This is a genomic window from Dokdonella soli, from assembly GCF_039523175.1.
In the GTDB taxonomy this organism is placed as follows: domain Bacteria; phylum Pseudomonadota; class Gammaproteobacteria; order Xanthomonadales; family Rhodanobacteraceae; genus Dokdonella_A; species Dokdonella_A soli.
In genome coordinates, this window is the sequence record NZ_BAAAEU010000015.1 from 112,837 (window position 1) to 133,919 (window position 21,083).

General features: G+C 67.1%; 19 protein-coding genes. 7 read left to right on the forward strand and 12 right to left on the reverse strand.

Translation table 11 applies throughout. The features are described 5' to 3' along the window. Positions 1 to 55 precede the first annotated feature (55 nt). Together ABD002_RS12600 and ABD002_RS12605 are read left to right on the forward strand one after the other, a co-directional pair. Positions 56 to 1,234: a class I SAM-dependent methyltransferase gene (locus tag ABD002_RS12600; protein ID WP_343791609.1), complete on the forward strand. Its 1,179-nt coding sequence runs from the start codon at positions 56 to 58 to the stop codon at positions 1,232 to 1,234. A gap of 13 nt (positions 1,235 to 1,247) precedes the next feature. Next, the gene (locus tag ABD002_RS12605; protein WP_343791611.1) at positions 1,248 to 2,024 is read left to right on the forward strand and encodes a YdcF family protein; all 777 of its coding nucleotides are present in this window, start codon (positions 1,248 to 1,250) and stop codon (positions 2,022 to 2,024) included. Here ABD002_RS12605 and ABD002_RS12610 read toward each other — a convergent pair. The 3 genes from ABD002_RS12610 to ABD002_RS12620 form a co-directional block, all read right to left on the reverse strand. Beyond that, positions 2,021 to 3,259: a multifunctional CCA addition/repair protein gene (locus ABD002_RS12610; RefSeq protein WP_343791613.1), complete on the reverse strand. Its 1,239-nt coding sequence runs from the start codon at positions 3,257 to 3,259 to the stop codon at positions 2,021 to 2,023. The genes ABD002_RS12605 and ABD002_RS12610 overlap by 4 nt on opposite strands. Positions 3,260 to 3,446: 187 nt before the next feature. Then, complete coding sequence (locus ABD002_RS12615; RefSeq protein ID WP_343791615.1) at positions 3,447 to 4,385, reverse strand: complex I NDUFA9 subunit family protein; 939 nt, start codon at positions 4,383 to 4,385, stop codon at positions 3,447 to 3,449. 148 nt (positions 4,386 to 4,533) lie between these two features. Next, positions 4,534 to 6,567 carry a transglycosylase SLT domain-containing protein gene (locus ABD002_RS12620; protein ID WP_343791617.1) on the reverse strand — a complete coding sequence of 678 codons (2,034 nt, stop codon included), beginning with the start codon at positions 6,565 to 6,567 and terminating at the stop codon, positions 4,534 to 4,536. Positions 6,568 to 6,837: 270 nt separating this feature from the next. Between ABD002_RS12620 and ABD002_RS12625 the strand changes: the two genes are divergently transcribed. Then, entirely contained in the window at positions 6,838 to 9,723 is a 2,886-nt protein-coding gene (locus tag ABD002_RS12625; protein ID WP_343791619.1) for a TonB-dependent receptor, read from the forward strand. Between the two features lie 165 nt (positions 9,724 to 9,888). On the opposite strand, the gene ABD002_RS12630 is transcribed toward ABD002_RS12625, so the two are convergent. The 4 genes from ABD002_RS12630 to ABD002_RS12645 form a co-directional block, all read right to left on the reverse strand. Next, entirely contained in the window at positions 9,889 to 10,692 is an 804-nt protein-coding gene (locus ABD002_RS12630; RefSeq protein ID WP_343791621.1) for an endonuclease/exonuclease/phosphatase family protein, read from the reverse strand. A 104-nt stretch (positions 10,693 to 10,796) separates the two neighbouring features. Continuing rightward, positions 10,797 to 11,489: a thiol:disulfide interchange protein DsbA/DsbL gene (locus ABD002_RS12635; protein WP_343791623.1), complete on the reverse strand. Its 693-nt coding sequence runs from the start codon at positions 11,487 to 11,489 to the stop codon at positions 10,797 to 10,799. A gap of 104 nt (positions 11,490 to 11,593) precedes the next feature. Beyond that, entirely contained in the window at positions 11,594 to 12,271 is a 678-nt protein-coding gene (locus ABD002_RS12640) for a thiol:disulfide interchange protein DsbA/DsbL (RefSeq protein ID WP_343791625.1), read from the reverse strand. 111 nt (positions 12,272 to 12,382) lie between these two features. Beyond that, on the reverse strand, positions 12,383 to 13,114 hold the full coding sequence (locus ABD002_RS12645; RefSeq protein WP_343791627.1) for a c-type cytochrome: 732 nt from the start codon (positions 13,112 to 13,114) through the stop codon (positions 12,383 to 12,385). Positions 13,115 to 13,385: 271 nt separating this feature from the next. On the opposite strand from ABD002_RS12645, the gene yihA reads away from it, so the two are divergent. Then, entirely contained in the window at positions 13,386 to 13,997 is a 612-nt protein-coding gene (gene yihA, locus ABD002_RS12650; RefSeq protein ID WP_343791629.1) for a ribosome biogenesis GTP-binding protein YihA/YsxC, read from the forward strand. Positions 13,998 to 14,163: 166 nt separating this feature from the next. Then, complete coding sequence (locus tag ABD002_RS12655) at positions 14,164 to 15,528, forward strand: glutamate--cysteine ligase (protein WP_343791631.1); 1,365 nt, start codon at positions 14,164 to 14,166, stop codon at positions 15,526 to 15,528. A gap of 173 nt (positions 15,529 to 15,701) precedes the next feature. Here ABD002_RS12655 and ABD002_RS12660 read toward each other — a convergent pair whose 3' ends face one another. The 5 genes from ABD002_RS12660 to ABD002_RS12680 form a co-directional block, all read right to left on the reverse strand. Further along, positions 15,702 to 16,535, reverse strand: coding sequence for an energy transducer TonB (locus ABD002_RS12660; RefSeq protein ID WP_343791633.1), 834 nt, complete (start codon positions 16,533 to 16,535; stop codon positions 15,702 to 15,704). Positions 16,536 to 16,655: 120 nt separating this feature from the next. Beyond that, complete coding sequence (locus ABD002_RS12665; RefSeq protein WP_343791635.1) at positions 16,656 to 17,006, reverse strand: hypothetical protein; 351 nt, start codon at positions 17,004 to 17,006, stop codon at positions 16,656 to 16,658. A 30-nt stretch (positions 17,007 to 17,036) separates the two neighbouring features. Then, positions 17,037 to 18,401 (reverse strand): hypothetical protein, encoded by a 1,365-nt coding sequence (locus ABD002_RS12670; protein ID WP_343791637.1) that lies wholly within the window; start codon positions 18,399 to 18,401, stop codon positions 17,037 to 17,039. Between the two features lie 4 nt (positions 18,402 to 18,405). After that, positions 18,406 to 19,083 (reverse strand): dethiobiotin synthase, encoded by a 678-nt coding sequence (gene bioD, locus ABD002_RS12675; RefSeq protein WP_343791639.1) that lies wholly within the window; start codon positions 19,081 to 19,083, stop codon positions 18,406 to 18,408. Beyond that, positions 19,080 to 19,820 (reverse strand): TMEM175 family protein, encoded by a 741-nt coding sequence (locus ABD002_RS12680; protein ID WP_343791641.1) that lies wholly within the window; start codon positions 19,818 to 19,820, stop codon positions 19,080 to 19,082. Before ABD002_RS12680 ends, bioD begins: the two co-directional genes overlap by 4 nt. Positions 19,821 to 19,905: 85 nt before the next feature. Between ABD002_RS12680 and ABD002_RS12685 the strand changes: the two genes are divergently transcribed. Then, positions 19,906 to 20,391 (forward strand): GAF domain-containing protein, encoded by a 486-nt coding sequence (locus tag ABD002_RS12685; protein ID WP_343791643.1) that lies wholly within the window; start codon positions 19,906 to 19,908, stop codon positions 20,389 to 20,391. A 28-nt stretch (positions 20,392 to 20,419) separates the two neighbouring features. Next, entirely contained in the window at positions 20,420 to 20,848 is a 429-nt protein-coding gene (locus ABD002_RS12690) for a TfoX/Sxy family protein (RefSeq protein WP_343791645.1), read from the forward strand. Positions 20,849 to 21,083 lie beyond the last annotated feature (235 nt).

Sequence of the window (21,083 nt, forward strand, 5' to 3'; positions counted from 1 at the left end):
CTGGACGGCCATTGCCCTTGCCCAGAGTGCCGCAGAAGCGCGCGCCAAACCAGCCTTGAACACCGCCCTGCCCGAACCAGACGCCGCCGAGCGCGCGCATTCCGACGAACTCGCCGCGCTCATCCGCAACGAGATCGCCGCGACCGGCGAGATGCCGTTCGCGCGGTTCATGGAACTTGCGCTGTATGCGCCCGGCCTCGGCTACTACAGCGCCGGCCGCACCAAATTTGGCGCCGCCGGCGATTTCGTGACCGCATCGGAACTCGGCGACCTGTTCGCGCGTTGCGTCGCGCGTGCGCTCGCGCCAGCGTTGCGTGAACTGGGCGCGGACGCGGATTTCCTCGAACTCGGCGGCGGCAGCGGCGCGTTCGCGGTCGCGGCGTTGCGCGAGCTGGCCGCGCTTGGTGCGCTGCCGCGGCGCTACAAGATCCTCGAACCCAGCGCCGACCTGCGCGAACGCCAGCGCACGCGCGTGCATGCCGAACTGCCGCCTGAACTCGCTGCGCGCGCCGAATGGGTTTCGCGTCCGCCGGAGCAGAACTGGCGCGGCGTGCTGTTCGCGAACGAGGTGGTCGATGCGTTGCCGACCACGCGCTTCGCCGTTCATGAGGGCGAGGTGTTCGAGGAACACATCACGCTCGATGCTACGCGTTTCGTGCGCGTGGATCGGCCAGCCGACACGCTGGTCGCGAACGCGGTGCGCCATGTCGAGCGCTCGCTCGAGGCGCCATTCGCGGACGGCTACCGCTCGGAGGTCCTGCCGCAGCTGCCGTACTGGATCCAGGCGGTCACCGCTTCGCTCGAAGCCGGCGTCGCGCTGTTCGTCGACTACGGCTATCCGCGTCGCGAGTTCTACCTGCCCGAACGCAGCGACGGCACCCTGGTCTGCCACTACCGGCATCGCGCGCACGCCGACCCGTTGCACTGGCCCGGCCTCGCGGATATCACCGCGTTCGTCGATTTCACAGCGCTCGCCGAGGCCGGCGTCGGCGCCGGGCTCGACTTCGTCGGCTACGCACCGCAAGGGCAGTTCCTGCTCGCCAGCGGCCTGCCCGAACTGATCGAGGCCACGCAGGATCTGCCCGAAGTCGAACGCCTGCGTGTCGTCGCCGAGGCGAAGCGGCTGACCTTGCCCGGCGATATGGGCGAGCGCTTCCAGGCGATCGCGTTCGCACGCGGCGTGACCGAGGCGCTGCCCGGTCTGCGCGCGTTCGATCTGTCGCGGCGCCTGTGAAGTCGGGCACGGCATGCCGCTGACCCGACTCATCGATGCCGTGCTTTCGCCGCTCGGCTTCGGCCTGCTGCTGGCGCTGGCGCTGTGGCTCGGGCGCCGCCGGCTGTCGCGAGGACTCTGGTACGCCGGATTCGCGCTCGAGGCGCTCTGTCTGCTGCTCGCCGCGCCGCTCGGCGCCAACGCGCTGGTCGCACTCGAGGAACGGCGCGCGCCGCCGGCGATCGCCTGTGCGGCGCCCGCGCCGGCCACGGTCGTGCTGCTCGCCGGTGGCGTGCGGAGGCCGCCCCACGATGCCGACGACGTCGGCGCGCTGAACGCGGCCAGCGTGCAGCGCACCATCGACGCGGCGGCCTTGGTACTGGCCACGCCGGGAACGGAGCTCGTGATCAGCGGCGGCATACGCCCCGGTGACGATGTCGCCGAGAGCACGCTGATGGCCGCGCTCGCGCGCCGGCTCGGCGTGCCGCCTGTGTCGATTCGCATCGAAACCGGCTCGCGCACGACCTGGCAGAACGCGCAGCACGTGCGCGCGCTCGCTCCCGCCGCCCCCGAGCGGATCTGGCTGGTGACCTCGGCACTGCACATGCCGCGCGCGCTGGTCGCGTTCCGTGCCGTCGGCTTCGTGCCCTGCGCCCACCCGGTCGATTTCCGCGCGGCGCCGTTCCGCGAATTCGCCGACCTGCTGCCGCGTGGTGGTGCGATCGCGGCCAGCGAGGCGGCGCTGCACGAACTGGCCGGCGAGATCGCATATCGCTGGCGCGCCGCGTACGGAAGCGCTGTGGGTGACTAGGAGTTTTCGACGCGTTGCGCGCGCAGCGCGGCGATCGCGCGCACGCGCGCCTCGCGCATCGCCGAGCCGATCGCGGTTCCGGTGAGGCCTTGGGTGACGAAGGGGGCTGCGTCGATCGCGACCGCGGCCGCATGCGCCGAGTGCAGGAAATCCGCCTGCGGATACGCGCTGTCGGAAAACCCGAGGCGGCCGCGCTTGTCGGCTTCGCAGGCGAGCAGGAAACGGTGCAGGCGCTCGGGGCGGCGAAAACTGTCGAGGCGTTCCAGCAGTTCGAGCACGGTGGCCGGGCGCAGCTCGAGTGCACGATGCGCATCGAGGTGGCAGCGGCAGACCAGCTCCGCGAGCGCCGCATGCTCGGCCGGCACCCTCAGCCGCGCGGACAGCGCGCGTACCGGCGCCATACCGTTGTGCTCATGGCGGTGATGGCGCGGCAGTTCGTCCTTCGGCGTCAGCGCCTTGCCGAGATCGTGGGTAAGTGCGCACCAGCCGACCAGGTCGTCACGCGGTGCAAGCCGCGCCGCCATGTCGAGCACGAGTTCGATGTGGATGCCGGTATCGACTTCCGGATGAAACTCCGCGCGCTGCGGCACGCCGTACAGCGCGTCGACCTCGGGGAACACCACGCGCAACGCATCGCAGGCGCGCAGCGCCTTGAGAAACGCAGAGGGCGTCGGTTCGGCAAGCGCCTTGCGTGTCTCCGCCCAGACCCGTTCGGCGACCAGATGATCGACCTCGCCGCTGTCGACCATCCGTTGCATCAGCGCCAACGTTTCGTCGGCGATCCTGAAACCGAGCGATGCATAGCGCGCCGCGAAACGCGCGACGCGCAACACGCGCACCGGGTCCTCGACGAACGCCGGCGAGACATGCCGCAGGATGCGGTCGGCAAGATCGCGCTGGCCGCCGAACGGATCGACGACCGCGCCGTGCTCGTCCTCGGCCATCGCGTTGATCGTGAGGTCGCGGCGTTCGAGATCCTGTTCCAGCGTGACCGACGGATCTGCATGGAATGCGAAGCCGTGATAACCGTGGCCGATCTTGCGTTCGGTGCGCGCGAGCGCGTACTCCTCCTGCGTTTCGGGATGCAGGAACACCGGAAAATCCTTGCCGACCGGGCGGAAACCCCGCGCGCGCATCTGGTCCGGTGTCGCGCCGACCACGACGAAATCGCGGTCGGCGACACCGAGCCCGAGCAGCTTGTCGCGGACCGCGCCGCCAACGAGGAACGTTTGCATCGCGCGATTGTGCCAGAGCGCCTATGCGTCAGGCGGTGCAGGCAAATGTCGTGGCGCACACGATTGAAACCTCGCCGCCGTTCGCCCTGAGGTATCGAAGGGCGAGCGGCCTCGTGCTGCCACTCATGGTTCGATACCTCACCACGAACGGCTACACGTGTTTCAAGCGGACGCCCAGAACGCGCGGTCAATAATCCCCGCGGAACCGGTCCAGGCGGCGCTGGCGATCGTCACCGGAAAGCAGCGCCGGCATCACCAGTTCCATCGGTGTGGCGACGATGCCGAGTGCGGCGAGGCCGTCCACGCGCGACACCGAATCGAGTTTCAGCGAGCGGAAGTTGTCGCGCGAAATGGGCTTTCCAGGCAGCCATTCGCCGACATACGCCTGCAGGAAGCCGAGCGGATCGGGCAGCGGCACGATCAGGCGGCGCTTGCCGATCATCCGCGCGGTCCAGCGCACCAGCTCTCCGAGCTCGATCACGCGCGGTCCGGTAAGTTCGTAGACGCGTCCGACCGTGTGCGGATGGATCAGCGCGCGCGCGAATGCCTCGGCGACGTCGCCGACATGGACCGGCGTGAATTTGGCGCCGGCACGCGCGAGCGGCAGCACCGGCGCGATGCGCAGCAGCTGCGCGAAGCGGAAGAACAGGCCATCGCCGTCGCCGAAGATCACCGAGGGCCGGAAGATCGTCCAGGCGAGCGGCGATGCCTTCACGCGCGCCTCGGCCTCGCCGCGTGTCTTCAGATAGAAGCTCTCGCCTTCGCCGGCGCGCAGCGCGCTCATCTGCAGCAGGCGCGGTACGCCCACTGCGGCACACGCCGCGATCAGGTTTCCGGTCAGTTCGACGTGCGCCTTGCGGAAGCCGCTGCCGTCGCTGCCGTGCTCGTTGAGAATGCCGACCAGATTGATCACCGCGCCCGCGCCGGCGAGGTGGCGCGTGAGCGCCGCGCGATCATGGACATCCGCGTTGACGACGGCGACGTCGGGCAGCACGCCGAGTTCGCGATGCTGCTCGCGGTTGCGCGACAGCACGGTGATCGTGTGCCCGTCGCGCTGCAGGCGTGGCACCAGATGGCTGCCGACGAACCCGGTGCCACCGAGCACGACGATCTTCTGCGGCTGCATGTCGGTGCTCCGGGGGTGGGACCGTCATTTAACGCCTTCCGGTGCCGGCAGGGAAGGTGATAGCGTGGGCATGGATCGGGACGATGCGCGCGGGTCAACGCCCCTCAGCGTCCCTCTGCTCGGTCGGATTGATCCGAGTCCGACGCGCTCAATGGCTGTTTTCGGCAGCAGCCACCGCTGGCGCTGGCGCCGCCGCGCAGACCACGGCCTTGCGCGGCGTCGCCGCAGTCGGTGCCTGGTAGGCCTGCCCGATCTTCGGCATCCGCGAGGACAGCGCCAGCGCCTTGCCGTTCATGCGCCAGTCGTAGATCACGCTGAATGCGAGCACGCGCGCGACGTAGTCGCGAGTTTCCTTGTACGGGATCGTCTCGATGAAGAAATCCGGATCGAGCGAACCGCGCGCGTCGAGCCAGCGCCCGACCGGCGCCTCGCCCGCGTTGTAGGCGGCGCTGGCCAGCCACGGACTGCCTTCGTACTTGCCGGCCATGCGCCCGAGGAAGCGCGTGCCGAGCTGCACGTTGAGGTTGGGGTTCATCAGATCCTGCGCGTTCGAGTAGGGCAGCTGCTCGGCCTTCGCCAGCTGCTTGGCGACGCCGGGCAGCAGCTGCATCAGGCCGTAGGCGTCGGCACTCGAATGCGCATCGGTCATCCAGGCGCTCTCCGCACGCAGGATCCCGTAGGCCCAGGCCGGATCAATGCCGGCGCTGCGCGCCTCGCGTTTGACCTGGGCCTCCATGCCGAGCGGGAAGCGTTGTTCGTAGAGCTGCTGTGTTTCCGGATCCGCCGAGAACGCGAACACCGCGCGGTCGTACCAGCCGCGCCGGTAGGCGAGGTCGGCGGCGAGGCGGCGCTGGTTCACATCGAGTTTGGCCATCGCGAAATCCCATTCGCGGCGCGCGTCGTTCAACATGTCCAGTTCGCGGAATTCGAACGCGCGATCGAGGTCGGTCTGCTTCGCGAGTGCCGCCTCGGCTTTCGGGTCGCTAGCGAGCGTGCGCGCGCAGATCGCGTACGGCTGGTCGGTCCAGTCCGCGGCGAGGAAGCCGTGGAAATTCGCTTCGCGTGCGACTTCAGTCAGGATCGGCGTCGCCTCGGCCTTGCGGTCCAGCTTCATCAGCGCGCGCGCGCGCAGGTAACGCCAGCGCGCATCCGCCTTCTGCGTGTCGGAAAGGCGGTCGAGCGCGGCCAGGGTTTCCTTGAGGTCGCCACCGCTCAAGGCAATGCGTACGCGCCATTCGCGCGTCGCGTCATCCTCCGCGGCCGCCGGCAGCGCGTTCAGGCGCGCCAGCGCATCCGGCGAATAGCTCGTTGCGCGATAGACCGCGAGCGCGTTGAGCACGCGGTTCTTCTGCGCGGCATCCCATTTGAAACGCGACTCGAGATCGGCCCACGCGGTTTCCGCGGCCGAGCTATTGCGCCGTGCGTAGCGCGCGAGGCCGTACGCGATCGCCTCGCGCGCACGCTGCTCGTCGGCCCAGGTCTTCGCCTTCGTGAATGTCGTGGCCGGATCGCGCAGGGCCGCGACGATACGGTCCGCCGCCGCGCGGTCGGCGCCGCCGAGCAGGGATGCGGCGGCCGCAGTCGTTTCAGCGTTGCCGGCGGCAGCCGCGCGCTGCAGGCGCTCCCAGACCTGCGTGTCGGTCAGCACGCCGCTGGTGCGGGCCGCGGCAAACACCGGGTCGCAGGCGCCCGGCAGGGCGTGCACACCTTGCCAGAGCGCGTCGAGGTCGGCCGTGTAGTCGAGCTTTGTGCCGGCGGCCAGCCGCGCCTGCAGTTCGTCGCAGACGAGCTCGCGGTCGCCGCTGCCGGTCCAGAACGCGCGGAACGTGGTCCAGTCGCCGCGGCGCGCGAGCTCGCGCAGCCAGGCGCCGCGCAGGTCGCTGGCCGGCAGCGTATCCGGCCAGCGTGCGAGGAAACGCTCGACCTCGCCGCGGTCGAGCTGCCCGATGCGCGTGCGCAACGCGGCTAGCTCGATGTACGGCGTCAACGGGTAATGGGCTTCATCCAGACCCTGCGCGAGCTTCTTCCAGGCGCCCTCCGGAGGCCGCGAGGCTGCTGCCAGGGCGGTGCGGAACTGTTCGCGCTGGGCGGCGCGGTCGGCGGCCTGCAGCGGCAGCATGACGGACGCGCAAAGCAGCACGAGCAGCGAGGATCGCCAGCGGCGGAGCGGACGGAAAGACATGCAGGACAACCCGGACAGCGATCGGATGCGGCCAGTGTAGCGTCGGCATGCTGCGCTGCGGCGTTGCGGCCGTCGCAAGGACGGCGATCCGGGCCCCGTCCGGTGCGATTTCCAGACCGGGCCGTCGGCAAATTTACCTGGGTCTTGCGCGGCTATAGCAAAAAGCGAATGCTTGTTTTACATTTTCTTGACGCGCCGCGAGGTGCGACCGCTCTTTTCATCCATGCGACTTCGCCACGTTCCGCTCTAACTGTCCCGGGAGAGAGTTCCATGCGCTCACGTCGTTTTGTCAAAGTTGCCGTCAATGCGTTGGCCGGCGCCGTCCTTTCGGCGCTGTATGTCGCACCCGCGCTCGCCCAGGACAGGGTCGGCGAAGATATCCAGAAACTGCAGGCGATCGAGGTCACCGGCTCGCGCATCAAGAAGGCCGAGGTCGAGGGCCAGACGCCGGTGCTCACGATCACCTCCAAGGACATCGAGGCGACCGGCCTCGGTTCGATCGGCGACGTGATCCAGCGCCTCTCGGTCAGCGGCTCATCGCTGAACACGAAATTCAATTCGGCCGGTAACTTCGGCTTTCCGCCGGACGGCGGCGGTGTCGGCTCCGGCTCGACCACGATCTCGCTGCGCAACCTCGGCGCGAAGCGCACGCTGATCCTCGTCGACGGTGTGCGCTGGGTGAACGAGTCGTCGGCCTCGGGCGTGTCCGCCGCGGTCGATCTGAACACGATTCCAGCCAGCATCGTCGACCGCATCGAGATCCTGAAAGACGGCGCCTCGTCGCTGTACGGTTCCGACGCGATCTCCGGCGTGATCAACATCATCACCAAGAAGAAGCAGGAAGGCCTCGGCCTGCATGTCTACGGCGGCGGCTATTCGGTCGGCGACGGCAAGACCTATTCCGGCAACGTCTCGCTCGGCGGCAGCACCGACAAGCTCGACTTCTTCATGGACATCAGCCGGTTCAAGCAGAACGAGATCAGCTCTGCTGACTGGGCCGGGTCGAGGTTTCCAGTGCCGGGTACCGGGCTCGCGAATGCGAGCTCGGCCACGCCGTACACGCGCTATCTGTTCGACACGCCTGATCCGACCAACAACTACGGCGGCCTGTGTCCGGACGGCTTCTGCAACATCACCGCGAACGGCGTCGCACCGCCGGGCGGGGTGCAGCCGTTCCCGGGCGGTTTCCATCATTTCAAGCGCGCGGACCGCTTCGACTTCGCGCCGTTCAACCTGTTGCTGACGCCGCAGGATCGCACCGGCATCTTCGCGCAGGGCACCTACCACATCACCGACCACGTCAACTTCTACCTGAAGGGCCTGTACAACACGCGCGATTCGACCAACCAGGCCGCGCCGGAGCCGATCTTCCTCGGCCAGCAGTTCTGCCAGGCGATCGACCTGTGCTACCGCGTCGGTGTGGACAAGACCAATCCGTACAACCCGTTCGGTTTCTCGCTTGACGGCAACAGCCCGGACTTCGGCATGGGTCGCCGCCCGATCGAGGGCGGCCCGCGCATCTTCAAGCAGACCGTCGACACCAAGTACTACGCGACCGGCCTGAACGGCGACCTGACCTTCAGCGACCACCAGTTCTTCTGGGACGTGAACTACGTCAACAGCACGAACAACGCGACGCAGACGGTCAGCGGCACCTACAACATCCGCCACATCATGAACGGGCTCGGTCCGATCGCGCAGTGCACCGCGCCGTGCGTGCCGCTGAACCTGTTCGGCGGCCCCGGCACGATCACGCGGGACATGTTGAACTACATCCTGTTCAACGAGAACGACCGCAGCAAGCAGAAGCTCGAGATGTGGACCGCGAACATCTCCGGCAACGTGTTCCAGCTGCCGGCCGGTTCGCTCGACATTGCGGCCGGTTACGAACACCGCAAGCTCGACGGCTCGTACACGCCGGATTCGATCGTGACTGCGGGCGACTCCAATGGCGTGCCTTCGGGTCCGACCGCGGGCGGCTACTCGGTGAACGAGTTCTATGTCGAGGTCAATGCGCCGCTGCTTGCCGACATGGCGTTCGCCAAGCACCTCGACCTCAGCGCCGCGTCGCGTTATTCGGACTACTCGAACTTCGGCAGCACGACGAACAACAAGCTCGGCCTGCGCTGGCAGATGTTCGAGGACCTGACCCTGCGCGGCACCTGGGCCGAGGGTTTCCGTGCCCCGTCGATCGGCGAACTGTTCGGCACGTTCTCGCGTTTCGATGCGACCCTGACCGATCCGTGTGCGGGCAACGTGACCGCGAACTGCCTCGCGCTCGGCGTACCGGCCGGGTTCACGCAGAACAATCCGCAGATCTCGATCATCACCGGCGGCAACCAGCACCTGAGTCCGGAGACCTCGAAGAGCTCGACGATGGGTGCGATCTACAGTCCGAGCTGGGCCGAGAACACCGCGTGGTCGCAGAAGGTCGATGTCGAGTTGACCTACTACAAGATCAAGGTCGACAACGCGATCCAGGCGCCCGCAGCGCAGACCCAGCTGAACCGCTGCGTGGAAACGCTCGATCCGCTGTATTGCCATGGCATCACGCGTGCAGGCAATGGTTCGATCAACGGCTTCAACAACACGCTGCGCAACCTCGGCCGCATCGACACGCACGGCTTCGACCTCGGCCTCAACTGGCTGAGCCCCGAAATGCGCTTTGGCCATTTCGGCGCGAACTGGCAGATCACCTACACGAGCCAGTACAAGGCGGTTGCGAAGGATACCGGCGCGCGGGAACCGAACACGGTCGGCATCGAGGTCGCCGACAGCGGCATCCCGCGGATTCGCTCGACGTTCGCCGCGACCTGGGGCCTGGCCGACTGGAGCGCGAGCTGGACCGTGCGCTACCTGTCGCATCTGGTCGAGGACTGTGGTGGTGCGGCCGGTTTCCCGATCTGCAGCCAGCCGGACAATACCGCAGGCGGCCGTGCCAACGGCTCGCATCGTCTCGGCGCGACCACCTACCACGATGCGCGCGTCACGTGGAAACTTCCGGTGCGCTACAACATCAGCGTCTCCGGTGGTATCAACAACATCTTCGACAAGGATCCGCCGGCCTGCGTGAGCTGCTCGCTCAACGGCTATGACGCGTCCAACTACGACCTGCCGGGTCGCTTCGGCTACATCGAGGCCAGCGTCCGGTTCTGATTCGATTCACGCTTAGGGAGGGAGGGGAAGGGCCGCCACGTGCGGCCCTTTTTCTTTGGCTTTTTGTAGGAGCGGCTTCAGCCGCGATGCTCTTCGCCGAGCCTCATGGAAAAGTGCAAAGGCATCGCGGCTGAAGCCGCTCCTACGGGAATGTTGCTGTAAGCCTCAGGCAGTAAGTGCGCGCAGCGATTTTGGCCATCGCACGCTCGCGGCGATCGGCAAATGATCCGAAACCGGATGCGGCAACGCCCAGCGCCGCTCCACCTCGATCGAGTCCGAGACCAGGATGTGGTCGATCGCGCGCGTCGGGCGCCAGCTCGGAAAGGTCGCCGGCGATTCCTTCGGCCGCACCAGCGACGTGCGCGTGTAGAGCAGATCGAGCTCTTTGCCCTGCGCCGATGTGTTCAGATCACCCATCAGCACCGCATTCGGGTGCTGTCCGATCAGCTCGGCGAGGAACGCGAGCTGACGCGCGCGTGCGGCGGGGCCGAGCGAGAGATGCGCGACGAGCACGACCAGCGCGTCCGCTCCGCTGCCGAAGCGCGCCCACAGCGCGCCGCGACCCGGAATGCGGCCCGGCAGCGGATAGTCGAGCACCTCGTCGGGCTGCCAGCGCGCCAGCAAGCCGTTGCTGGAAGTCGCCAGGCGCGATACGCGGCGGTTCGGCTGGTGGCTCCAGTACGGGAAATCCGCGGCTTCGGCGAGATACTGGGTCTGGTTGAGGAAACCCGACCGCAAGGAACCGGCGTCGGCTTCCTGCAGCCCGACCAGGTCGAAATCGCCGATCACGCGCGCGAGCCCGTCGAGGTTCGCGCGCTTGCCGGTCGGCAGCACCTGCTTCCAGCTGTGCGTCACGTAGTCGCGATAGCGGCGCACGCTGCCGCCGGCGAGGATGTTGCAGCTGAGCAGATGCAGCCGGCGTTCCGCGGCGCGGGTGTCCGCGGCGGCGGCGGGTGCGGAGGGGGTCATGCGGACGAGGCTAACCAGCGCGTCGGAAACCGGCAAGCGCCGCGAGTCACGCTGTCGGCGTTGAAGCGGGCGGCCGGCGCGGTGGCGCGCCGGCCAGCAGAGTTCTATTTCTTCTCTTTCGCCTGCGCCGCGGACTTCGCCGGCTTGGCCGCAGCGTCATGCTCTTTCTTGACCAGCCAGTCGACCACTTCGATCAGCTGCGGATAGCCGCCGGCCGATGCGCCAGTGACGCGGTACTTGCCGTTGACCACGACACTCGGCGTGCCGTCGATGCCGTCACTCTTGACGATCTGCATCGCGCGCGAAAGCTTGCTCTCGATCTCGAACGAACCCGAGGTGGCGAGGAACTTCGCCTTGTCGGTGCCGTGCTGTGCGTAGAACCCGGCGAGGTCGTCGATCGTCTGCAGCGGCAGGTGGTCGCGATGCAGCGCATCGAACAGTGCCTGGTGCGTCTGGTCGAGCGCACCGAGCGACTGTGCGGTGTAGAACGCGCGCGCATACGGTTCCCATTGCGCGTTGAAGATCGCCGGCATGTAGCCGAAGCTCGCGTAGGCGGGCAGCGAAGCTTTGAGCTGTTCCGCGTACGGCTGGAAATGTGCGCAGTGCGGGCAGGCGTACGAGAAGATCTCGAGCACCTCGACCTTGTCGCCCGTCGCGGTCGGCTGCGGCGGATCGATCATGAAGTAGTGCTTGCCGGCTTCCCAGTTCGTCGCCGCAGCCGGTGTCGCGGCAGGTTCGGCCGCAGCGATCGAAACGAACAGCAGACCGGCGCAGAGCAGCCCAAGACGCTTCAGCATGATCGTGTCCTCGTCAAAAAGAGATGATGGCGGAACCAGTGCGAGACCGCGCGTCGCCACGAACGTTCCCGCGTCGGCACGGGATGTCGCGGCGACGGATCGGTCTACTTGCCGGCGCTTTCCTTGGCGACCAGGAACTTGACCAGCGGGATCACCTTGTCGACGCCGCCTGCTGACTGCGCGGTCAGGCGGTATTTGCCGTTCACGATCAGCGTCGGTGTGGAATCGACGCCATAGGCCTTCAGCTGCGCGTCGGCACGCTTCATCTTGGTGTTGACCGCGAACGAGTTCGCGACGCCGACCACGTCTTCGGCCTTCACGCCGAACTTCGCGTAGAACTTCGCGACGTCGTCGATCGACGGCATCGGCGAGACCGGGCGGTGCGTAGTCGGATCGGCGATGTGCAGCGTGCCGTCGTCCTTCCACACCGCGTCGAAGGTCGCTTCGTGCGCCTTGTCGAGGATGCCAAGCGCCTGCGCGGCGTAGAACCCACGCTGGAAGGTCGGCCAGTCCTCGTCCGGGCGGAACGCGGCGGGCAGGTAGACCAGCTCGGCGTTCGCCGGCAGTGCGGCCTTCAGCTTCGCCATCGTCGGCTGGAAGAAGTTGCAGGCCGGGCAGGCGTAGGAAAACACCTCGACGACCTCGATCTTGTCGCCGGTGCTGGTCGGCTGCGCCGGCTCGACCGCGAACCAGTTCTTGCCGGCTTCGAACGTATCGCCCTCGGCATGCGCGAACGCGGCAAAGGCGAGGCCGAACAGCAGGGCGGAAACACGTTTCAACATCGAAGATCTCCCGATCGGTGGGCGGAACGGCGCGCGCTCACGCGCGCCACGGCAGCGCGAGTGTCTGGACGGACCGCTGAATACGGCTGCAATCGCCGCGTCGCGCTTCGATCACTTCGAAGCGGTCGTGGTTCCCGCGGCGGCGGTGTGCAGGCCTTCGACATAGGACGCGAGCGCCTGGATGTCGGCATCGCTCAAGGCCTGTGCGATCGTCGGCATGATCTTCGCGTTGGCGTCGTCGCCCCAGGTCGCACCGGTCTTCCAGTCCTTGAGCTTTGCCGCGACATAGTCGGCCCACTGGCCGGCGAGCTGCGGGAAGCCGGTGCCAGCCATGCCGCGGCCGTCCGGTCCGTGGCAGGCCATGCAGGCCGGCACGCCGAGCTTGGTGTCGCCACCGCGATACAACGCCTGGCCGCGCTCGAGCAGCTTCTCGTCGGCGACGCCGGGCAGCGAGGCCTTGCTGCTGAAGTACGCGCCGATGTCGTGCATGTCCTGCGCCGACAGCGTTGCGGCGAAGCCCATCATGATCGCGTTCTGGCGCTTCTGGGTCTGGAACAGCGTGATCTGGCGCGCGATGTAGGCCTCGTTCTGGCCGGCCAGCTTCGGATACTGCTTGTCCGACGGGTTGCCGTCGATGCCGTGGCAGGCGCCGCAGGTGGCTGCCTTGGTCTCGCCGGCTTTGGCCTCGCCGAGCACCAGTGCGTTGCCGGCCTTGGCCGCCTCGGCGGGCGCAGGCGTTGCGGCGGCCGGCGCCGCGGTCGGACTGGCCGGCGCGGCGGTCTCGTTCGACGGTGTCTGCGCCAGCGCCGCACCCGCGGCGGGCAACACGGTCAGAGCGAGCATGTACCGAACAAAGACGCGCCGAAAGCTCATACACTCACTCCGGAAAAATCGTGGGGATCCAAGGGGACACCGCCGCTGCGCGACGGACAACCGCGGAATTATCCCTGTGCGCCCGAAGGCGGTCAAACCGCTTTTGGGGCAGGAATCCGCCTGCTCCAGACCTCCACGAGCATCGTCACCCTGCTTGAAGCAAATCCGCACGGCACGTTCTCCCCCCTCTCCCGCTTGCGGGAGAGGGTAAGGGGTGAGGGCAGCGACCAATGAGCAATCGATGAAATCCAATCCCTTCCGTCAGGCACATTTCCTGACCAGCGCGAACCGCCTGAATCAGCTTCCGGACGATGCCGGTGCCGAAGTCGCGTTCGCCGGACGCTCGAATGCGGGCAAGTCCAGCGCATTGAACGCGATCTGCGACCAGCACGGCCTCGCGCGCACCTCGAAGACACCGGGCCGCACCCAGCTGCTGAACGTGTTCCCGGTCGATGATCCCGCGCACCGGCTCATCGATCTGCCTGGATATGGTTATGCCAAGGTACCCGAGGCGATGCGCCTGCACTGGCGCGGCGTGCTCGACACCTATCTGCGTACACGCGCCTCGCTGAAAGGCTTGGTCCTGGTCATGGATGCAAGGCACCCGTTGAAGGAATTCGACTGCGACATGCTCGCGTTCGGCGCCGCCAGTGGTCGGCCTTGTCATTGCCTGCTGACCAAGGCGGACAAGTTGTCGCGAAGCGAGGGCATCCGCACCCTGGCCGGGGTGCGCAAGGCGCTGGCCGCGGAATTCCCACTCGGCACCGCACAGTTGTTCTCGTCGCTGGCCAAGACCGGCCTGGACGAGGCGCGCGCGGTGATTGCCGGCTGGCTCGAACTGCGCGGCAGCTAAGGCTATTGGAAGAACTTCCCTCCGTTCGCGTGCGCTCCTGCGCACGCAGTCGATAGCTCAGAACGAACGTCAGGATAGGTCACGGTCAACCGGTCGCTATCGCGGGCCTTTTGTTCGGCCTGCGCATCCCCCATCTTGCCGAACCGCTCACTCCACGAGGTTTCCGATGTCCGGCCCCAGCACCGTCAAGGATGAACCGATCAGTGGGCGCGACCAGCTCGTCAGCTATATCGAGGAAGGCGCGAAACCGGCTTCCGCCTGGCGCATCGGCACCGAGCACGAGAAGTTCGGCTTCCGCCTCGACGATCTGCGTCCGCCGACCTGGGAAGGCCCGCAAGGCATCGGTGCGCTGCTCGAGGGAATGGCTCGCTTCGGCTGGGAACGCGTGCCCGAGCACGGCAAGCTGATCGCGCTGGCGAAGAGCAACGCCTCGGTCACGCTGGAGCCGGCCGGCCAGGTCGAACTGTCCGGTGCTCCGCTCGAGACGATCCACCAGACCTGTTGCGAGGTTGCCTCGCATCTGCGCGAGGTCAAGCAGGTCGCCGACGAGATCGGCCTCGGCTTCCTCGGCATGGGCTTCCAGCCGAAATGGCGCCGCGCCGACATGCCGTGGATGCCGAAGGGCCGCTACAAGATCATGCGCGAGTACATGCCCAAGGTCGGCTCGCTCGGTCTCGACATGATGACGCGCACCTGCACCGTGCAGGTCAATCTCGACTATTCCGACGAAGCGGACATGGTCAAGAAGTTCCGAGTCGGTCTCGCACTGCAGCCGATCGCCACTGCGCTGTTCGCCGACTCGCCGTTCACCGAAGGCAAGCCCAACGGCTACCAGAGCTACCGCTCGCACATCTGGACCGACACCGATCCGGACCGCACTGGCATGCTCGATTTCGTGTTCGAGGACGGCTTCGGCTACGAGCGCTACACCGATTACCTGCTCGACGTGCCGATGTATTTCACGTACCGCGACGGCGAGTACATCGATCTGGCCGGCAAGTCGTTCCGCAAGTTCCTCGCCGGCGATCTGGCCGAACTGCCCGGTACGAAAGCGACGATGCGCGACTGGGCCGATCACATGACCACCGCGTTTCCCGAAGTGCGTCTGAAGAAATTCCTCGAGATGCGCGGCGCCGACGGCGGCCCGTGGAACCGGCTGTGCGCGCTGCCCGCGTTCTGGGTCGGCCTGCTCTACGACCAAGCCGCGCTCGATGCAGCCTGGGATCTGGTCAAGGATTTCACGCGCGAGGAACGCCATGCGTTGCGTGATGGCGTGCCCAAGCACGCGTTGAAGCTGCCGTTCCGCGGCGGCACACTGCGCGACCTGGCGATCGAGGCGCTGAAGATCTCCGCGCATGGCCTGCGGCGTCGCGCGCGCGTCAACGGCAACGGCGCCGACGAGAGTTTGTTCCTCGACATCCTGATGCAGATCGTCGATGCGAACCAGACGCCGGCCGAGCGCAAGCTCGAACTCTTCCACGGAGAGTGGAAGGGCGACATCGACCGCGTGTTCCGCGAATTCGCGTACTGACACCGCACCCCCGTCACGCGGCATCGATCTCGGCGCGCTGCTTCAGTCGATCTCGAACGCCTGGGCCGAACACGAAATGATCGAAGTGCACGGTCGAGGAAGAGTCGCTGTGGTCCGTGTGCCGCTGGCAACGGATGGCGCATGGCGGATGCCAGCCAAACGTGGAACTGGCGTTACTTGCAAAGCTCGGGTGGCGAAGTTTGTAAGCATTCAATTTGCTTGACCACGGTTTGTTGCTTCACCACGGTCGACATGTTCGATGACGGATTCATCGGTGATCCCAACCCCGCGAGAACGGTTTTCGGGCCGATCGACCAGTCGATCGTCACGATCGCCTGTGCTTCGGTCGCGTTTCCGTTGCGTTCAGCGGCCCTGAACGTCCAGGCCTTCACGGCGGCAACCGCTGCGCTGTCGAGCGATGCGGTTCCGCTCGATTGGTAAACATGCGCTTCGACCGGCTCGCCGCTCGCAGACACGGTGACGATCACGTCGACCGTGCCTTGCTGGTGTGCGCGAAATGCATCGGCCGGGTAGTTCGGCATGGAGCGGTGGCGCACCCGCGGTGGCCGAAAATGCGGTCCCGCGTAGCTGCCTGTACCGCGCGTCGCCAGTGAGGCGCCGGTACCTGCATCCGTCACCATCGCAGACGTCGTTGTCGCCGCCGCCGCGGAAACACCGACCGCCTCATGTCCTTCGGGCACGATGATGTCGCGGCCTCGTCGCGGTTGCATCCTGGGTGTCACCGCTTGTTCGTGCGCCCGATGCGCCGCAGGACTCGCGGCTGCGGTCCGAAGGGGCGAACGCTGCTCGTGTTTCCTGGACTGGAATGGGGCTTCCAGCAGATCCACGAGGACCAGCGGTGTCAGGCTTGGTTGCGGCGACCCGCTGCTGCGCTGGTTTACGAACCAGATGGCCAGCAACGCGTGGAACAGCACGACCACAAGCATCGCGCGCCAGTCCAACCGCGCGCTGTCCCGATCAAATGCCGGTGTGTGGACCGCCACCATATCGGTGCTCCCGTGAGGAGGATGGCCGCATCCTACCGGCGTTGCACTGGCAAAGCGAGACGTCGCCCGGACTGCAGCGTCGATGTTACGGTCCTGCGGCGAGGACTCGATCGGAAAGCGCTACGCTGCGCTGACGTCGCGCAGCGTCCAGTGCTTGCCGATCAGCAAGGTCATGCGGTGCTTGATGATCGCGTGCGGCAGCGAGCTGACGACATCGACGCTGACATGCACGTCGGACTGGTGCGCCTCGACCCGCGCGGCCGGATCGCTGGCGCCGAGCGCCGGATCGACCGCGTCGGGATCGGGCTGCATCGCCCTCCAGCGTTGCCACAGCGACGGCCCGCGCAAGGCCTGTTGCAGGAGCGCGGCGAAGGTGTCCGGCGAGCCGCCCGGGAACGACAGCTCGTGCGACTCGCCGCGCGCCTTCGGCAGATCGTCGATCGAGAAAATGTAGCGCTGCATCGTGCCCATGGCGATCCCTTCGATAGTGCCGATGCGAGTTTACCAGCGCACCGCCGGACGCGGCGCAAACGCGACACAGATACAGGCCAGCAGGCTCGCGACGCACGGCCAGCCGAGGTAGCGCAGCTCCGCGGACGGCGCCAGCACGATCAGCGGCAAGGCGTAGAGCCAGGCACTGGCGAGCAGTAGACCGGCGATGCGGCCGGCATCCGTGGCGCGCCTGCGCCATGCCACGAACCCGGCCGCCAAGCCGAGCATCAGATACGGCCAGGCGGCCAGCGCCGGTGTCGCGACCAGCGCTGCGACGACGCGCATCAGTGCGGCATGCAGAGCGCCCCTGTTGCACGCGACCGGCGGGTTGTCGCGATAGCCGACCTCGTCGTCGACATAAATGAGTTCGTGCGGCCAGTCGGGTTCGTGCGTGCCGAACAGGGCGCGAGTCAGCCGCCAGCGGTGCGCGAGCCATGCGCCGGGTTCGCTGACGATCGCCTCGAGCCAGGCGTGGCGCAGTGCCGACAATTGCTCCGGCGCAAAGGCCGGCATGAACGGATCACGCATGCCATGTCGCGTGTTCGCGAGCATCGGCGTATTGCTCCAGCCGCGGAACGCCTGGGCCAGATCGGCCACGTCGAGGCCGGGGCCGATCATGAAATCCGGCAACAGCATGCGGCCGGTGGCGATCGACACCGCAGCGAGATCCCATTGCGCAAGCGAAGGCCAGATCAGCACGCGGCGCTGCACGGTCGCGCTGACCGCCTGGTTCGCCGCGACAAACGCGACGAGCAGCGCAAGTGTCGTCCATGCGACACGCGGCGCTCTCGCGGGCGCTGAGGCAAGGGCATCGTATGACATGATCCATGCGAACCATGCGGCGAGCGGCACGATCGCCGGCAACGCGTTGTGGCGTAGCGCGCTCGCGTAGACCAGCATCGGCAGCGCAAGCAGCAACCACCGTTTGCGGCACTCGACCTGCGCGCAGGCGAGCGCACCGGTCGCACAGGTCAATGCACAGAACAGACCTACATCGGTCCAGACATGTCCGCGCAATACCAGCGGCGCCGGTGCGAGTGCGAGCAGCAGCATCGCCGCAAGGGTCGCAAGCACGCCCGTGCGCAGCGCGCGGGCGAGCAGAGCCAGCCCGACCCAGAACAGCGCCAGATGCAGCGCGAACAGCAGGCCCGGTCCGGCGACCAACGCATCGCAGAAGCGCCAGACCTGCACGAAGACCGGTGGCGCGATGTCCGTGGTTTCGCCACCGCGCGCCTGCCACCACGCATACGCGGAGTCGAACGACATCTGGCCCGGCCAGTAGGCGGCGACATCGAATGCCCAGCCGACGAGGGCGAGCAGCCAGGGCAGCCAGCGTGGCGTGGCGCGCGCAGCGCTCGCGGCAGCGTCGTTCATGGGTTCAAAGCGCGGCCGCATCGAGCGCGTTCGCGACCTGTTCCGGTGCGCACCCCGGCGTGTGATCGAGCACGCCGAGCAGCGGCGCGGCGATGCGCGCGCGCAGCGTCGCAAGGTTCGCGTCCGCGCGCGCCATGGCCGGGTCGACGCGGTTCGCGATCCAGCCGGCCAGCACGCACCCGTCGGCCGCGATTGCGCGGGCGCTGAGCAGTGCGTGATTGAGGCAGCCGAGGCGCAGGCCGACCACGAGGACCACCGAAAGCTCGAGCGCGCGTGCCAGGTCGGCCTGCATCAGTGTGTCGGACAACGGCGCCATCCAGCCGCCGACGCCTTCGACGACGATGACATCGGCGTCGCGCACAAGGTGCGCATGCGCGGCGCGGATCGGTTCGAGTCCGATCTCGATCCCGCTGTCGCGCGCTGCGATGTGCGGCGCGATCGGCTCGGCAAACGCGAACGGATTGCAGTCCGCGTAAGCCGGCGCCGGGGCACTGGCGGCGATCAGCGCTTCAGCATCCTCGTTGCGCAATCCCGCGGCCGTCGCACGGCAGCCGCTGGCGACCGGCTTCATGCCGACTGCGCGCAGGCCACGTGCGCGCAGTGCGGCGAGCAGCGCGCAGCTCGCGAAGGTCTTGCCGACACCGGTGTCGGTACCGGTGACGAATACGCCACGCACGCTCACGCCGCGCGCTCCGCTCCGAGCGCGGCGAGCGCTGCATGTTCGCGCCGTGCAACCAGCGGTCTGATCAGGTAGATCAGCATGTAGACGAGGCCGGGAATCGAGTAGTTCAGCGATGTCGCGGGAACGCTCGGCAGCAGCAACGCTAGCAGCAGCGACAGCAGCGCGAGACCGGCTATCGCCGCATGGACCACGATCGCGCTGCGTGTGCGCACGCGCTCCCCGGGCGACAGGCCGATCGCGTCGGCGCGTGTCAACGCGTGCCGGTACAACAGCGCGAAGATCGCCGCGACGACGGCGTAACCGATCGCGAAGGTCACGAACAGCGCACGCAGCTCATCGACGCTCTGGATGTCGATCTGCTGCTCGGCCAGCACGCCGCCGCTGACCATCGCCATTACCATGGTGGCCACCATGCGCAGCGGATAGACATAGACCAGCACGATGAACACCAGAGCCAGGCTGAGGCGCACGCTGTAGTCGTCCTCGATGCCGTAACGGCGCGACCAGTGACGGTGTGCCTGCCAGAATCGCGCGATCAGGAAGAAGCTGGCTGCAAATGCGGGCACGCCGCGCATCGCCTGCACCAATTCCGGCACCGATGACGGCACATGGCCGATCGCGATGACCAGCAGGGTCACCGCAAACGCGAACGCGGCGTCGACGAACGCGTCCGCGCGCGTCGGCTGGGTGCCGCGCACGCGAAAACCGTGATCGTCCAGGATTGCCGTCTCGCTCATCGTCGCTCCCACGCCGCCGCAGTATGCCAGCGACAAAGCGCGTCCGGCGTACAATGGCGGACTCACCCCCTTGCGATGGCCTGCCATGTTCGTCGCCGCACCGATCGATGCCTCAAACAAGGCCGGGCTGTACGCCGAGCTCGTCGCGCAGGCGCGCGGCCTGCTGCATGGCGAACGCGACCGCATTGCGAACGCCGCGAACTTTGCGTCGCTGGTATGGCACGCGTTGCCGGACATCAACTGGTGCGGCTTCTATTTCCACGATGGCACCGAGCTCGTGCTCGGACCGTTTCAGGGCAAGCCGGCCTGCGTGCGCATTGCGCTCGGCAAGGGCGTCTGCGGCACGGCGGCGGCAACGCGCGAGACCCAACTCGTGCGCGACGTGAATGCATTTGACGGGCACATCGCCTGCGACAGTGCATCGCAATCGGAGATCGTTGTGCCGCTGGTCGCTGGCGAGCGCCTGCTCGGTGTGTGGGACGTGGACAGTCCGAAGCTCGCGCGCTTCGATGACGAGGACCGCGTCGGCATGGAGCGCCTGTGCGCGGTGTTCCTGGAGTCGCTCGCATGAATGCGGAAACCCGAATGGAGAACTTTGCATGAGCGCGCGCGATGTCAAGATCCGCAACGTCGGCCCGAAATCGGCGGCGTGGCTGCGCCAGATCGGTGTGCGGACGACCGAGGATCTCGCGCGTATCGGCCCGGTCGAGGCGTTCCTCAAGGTCAAGCGGGCCGGTTTCCGACCCAGCCTGAATTTGCTCTACTCGATGGCCGGCGCACTCGCCGACTGCCACTGGGCGGAATTGCCGGAGGCTCGCAAGCAGGAACTGTTGACCACGCTCGAATCGGCGGAGTCGGCCAATCCGATCCGCACGCGTTGGGAAAAGCAGAAGGCCGCGAGCGAGCGTTCCGTCGCCGATGCTCCGGCGCACGAGGAATCCACGCCGGGTGGCCTGTTCGACGATCCGGACGGCGACGAAGCCGCCAAGCCCTCCGACACCGACCGCGACCTCAGCCGCTTCGACTGAATCGCCAGGAGCGATTCAGGACGGCCGAAGGGCCGGCCCCACAGCGCGCAGCGCGAAGGGGTGAGCCCCAAGGATGGGGCGAACACCGATCGCCAGGAGCGATTCAGGACGGCCGCAGGGCCGGCCCCGCAGCGCGCAGCGCGAAGGGGTGAGCCCCATGGATGGGGCGAACACCGATCGCAGCAATTCCTCTCGTCATCGCTTTGATCGGTAGGAGCGGCTTCAGCCGCGATGC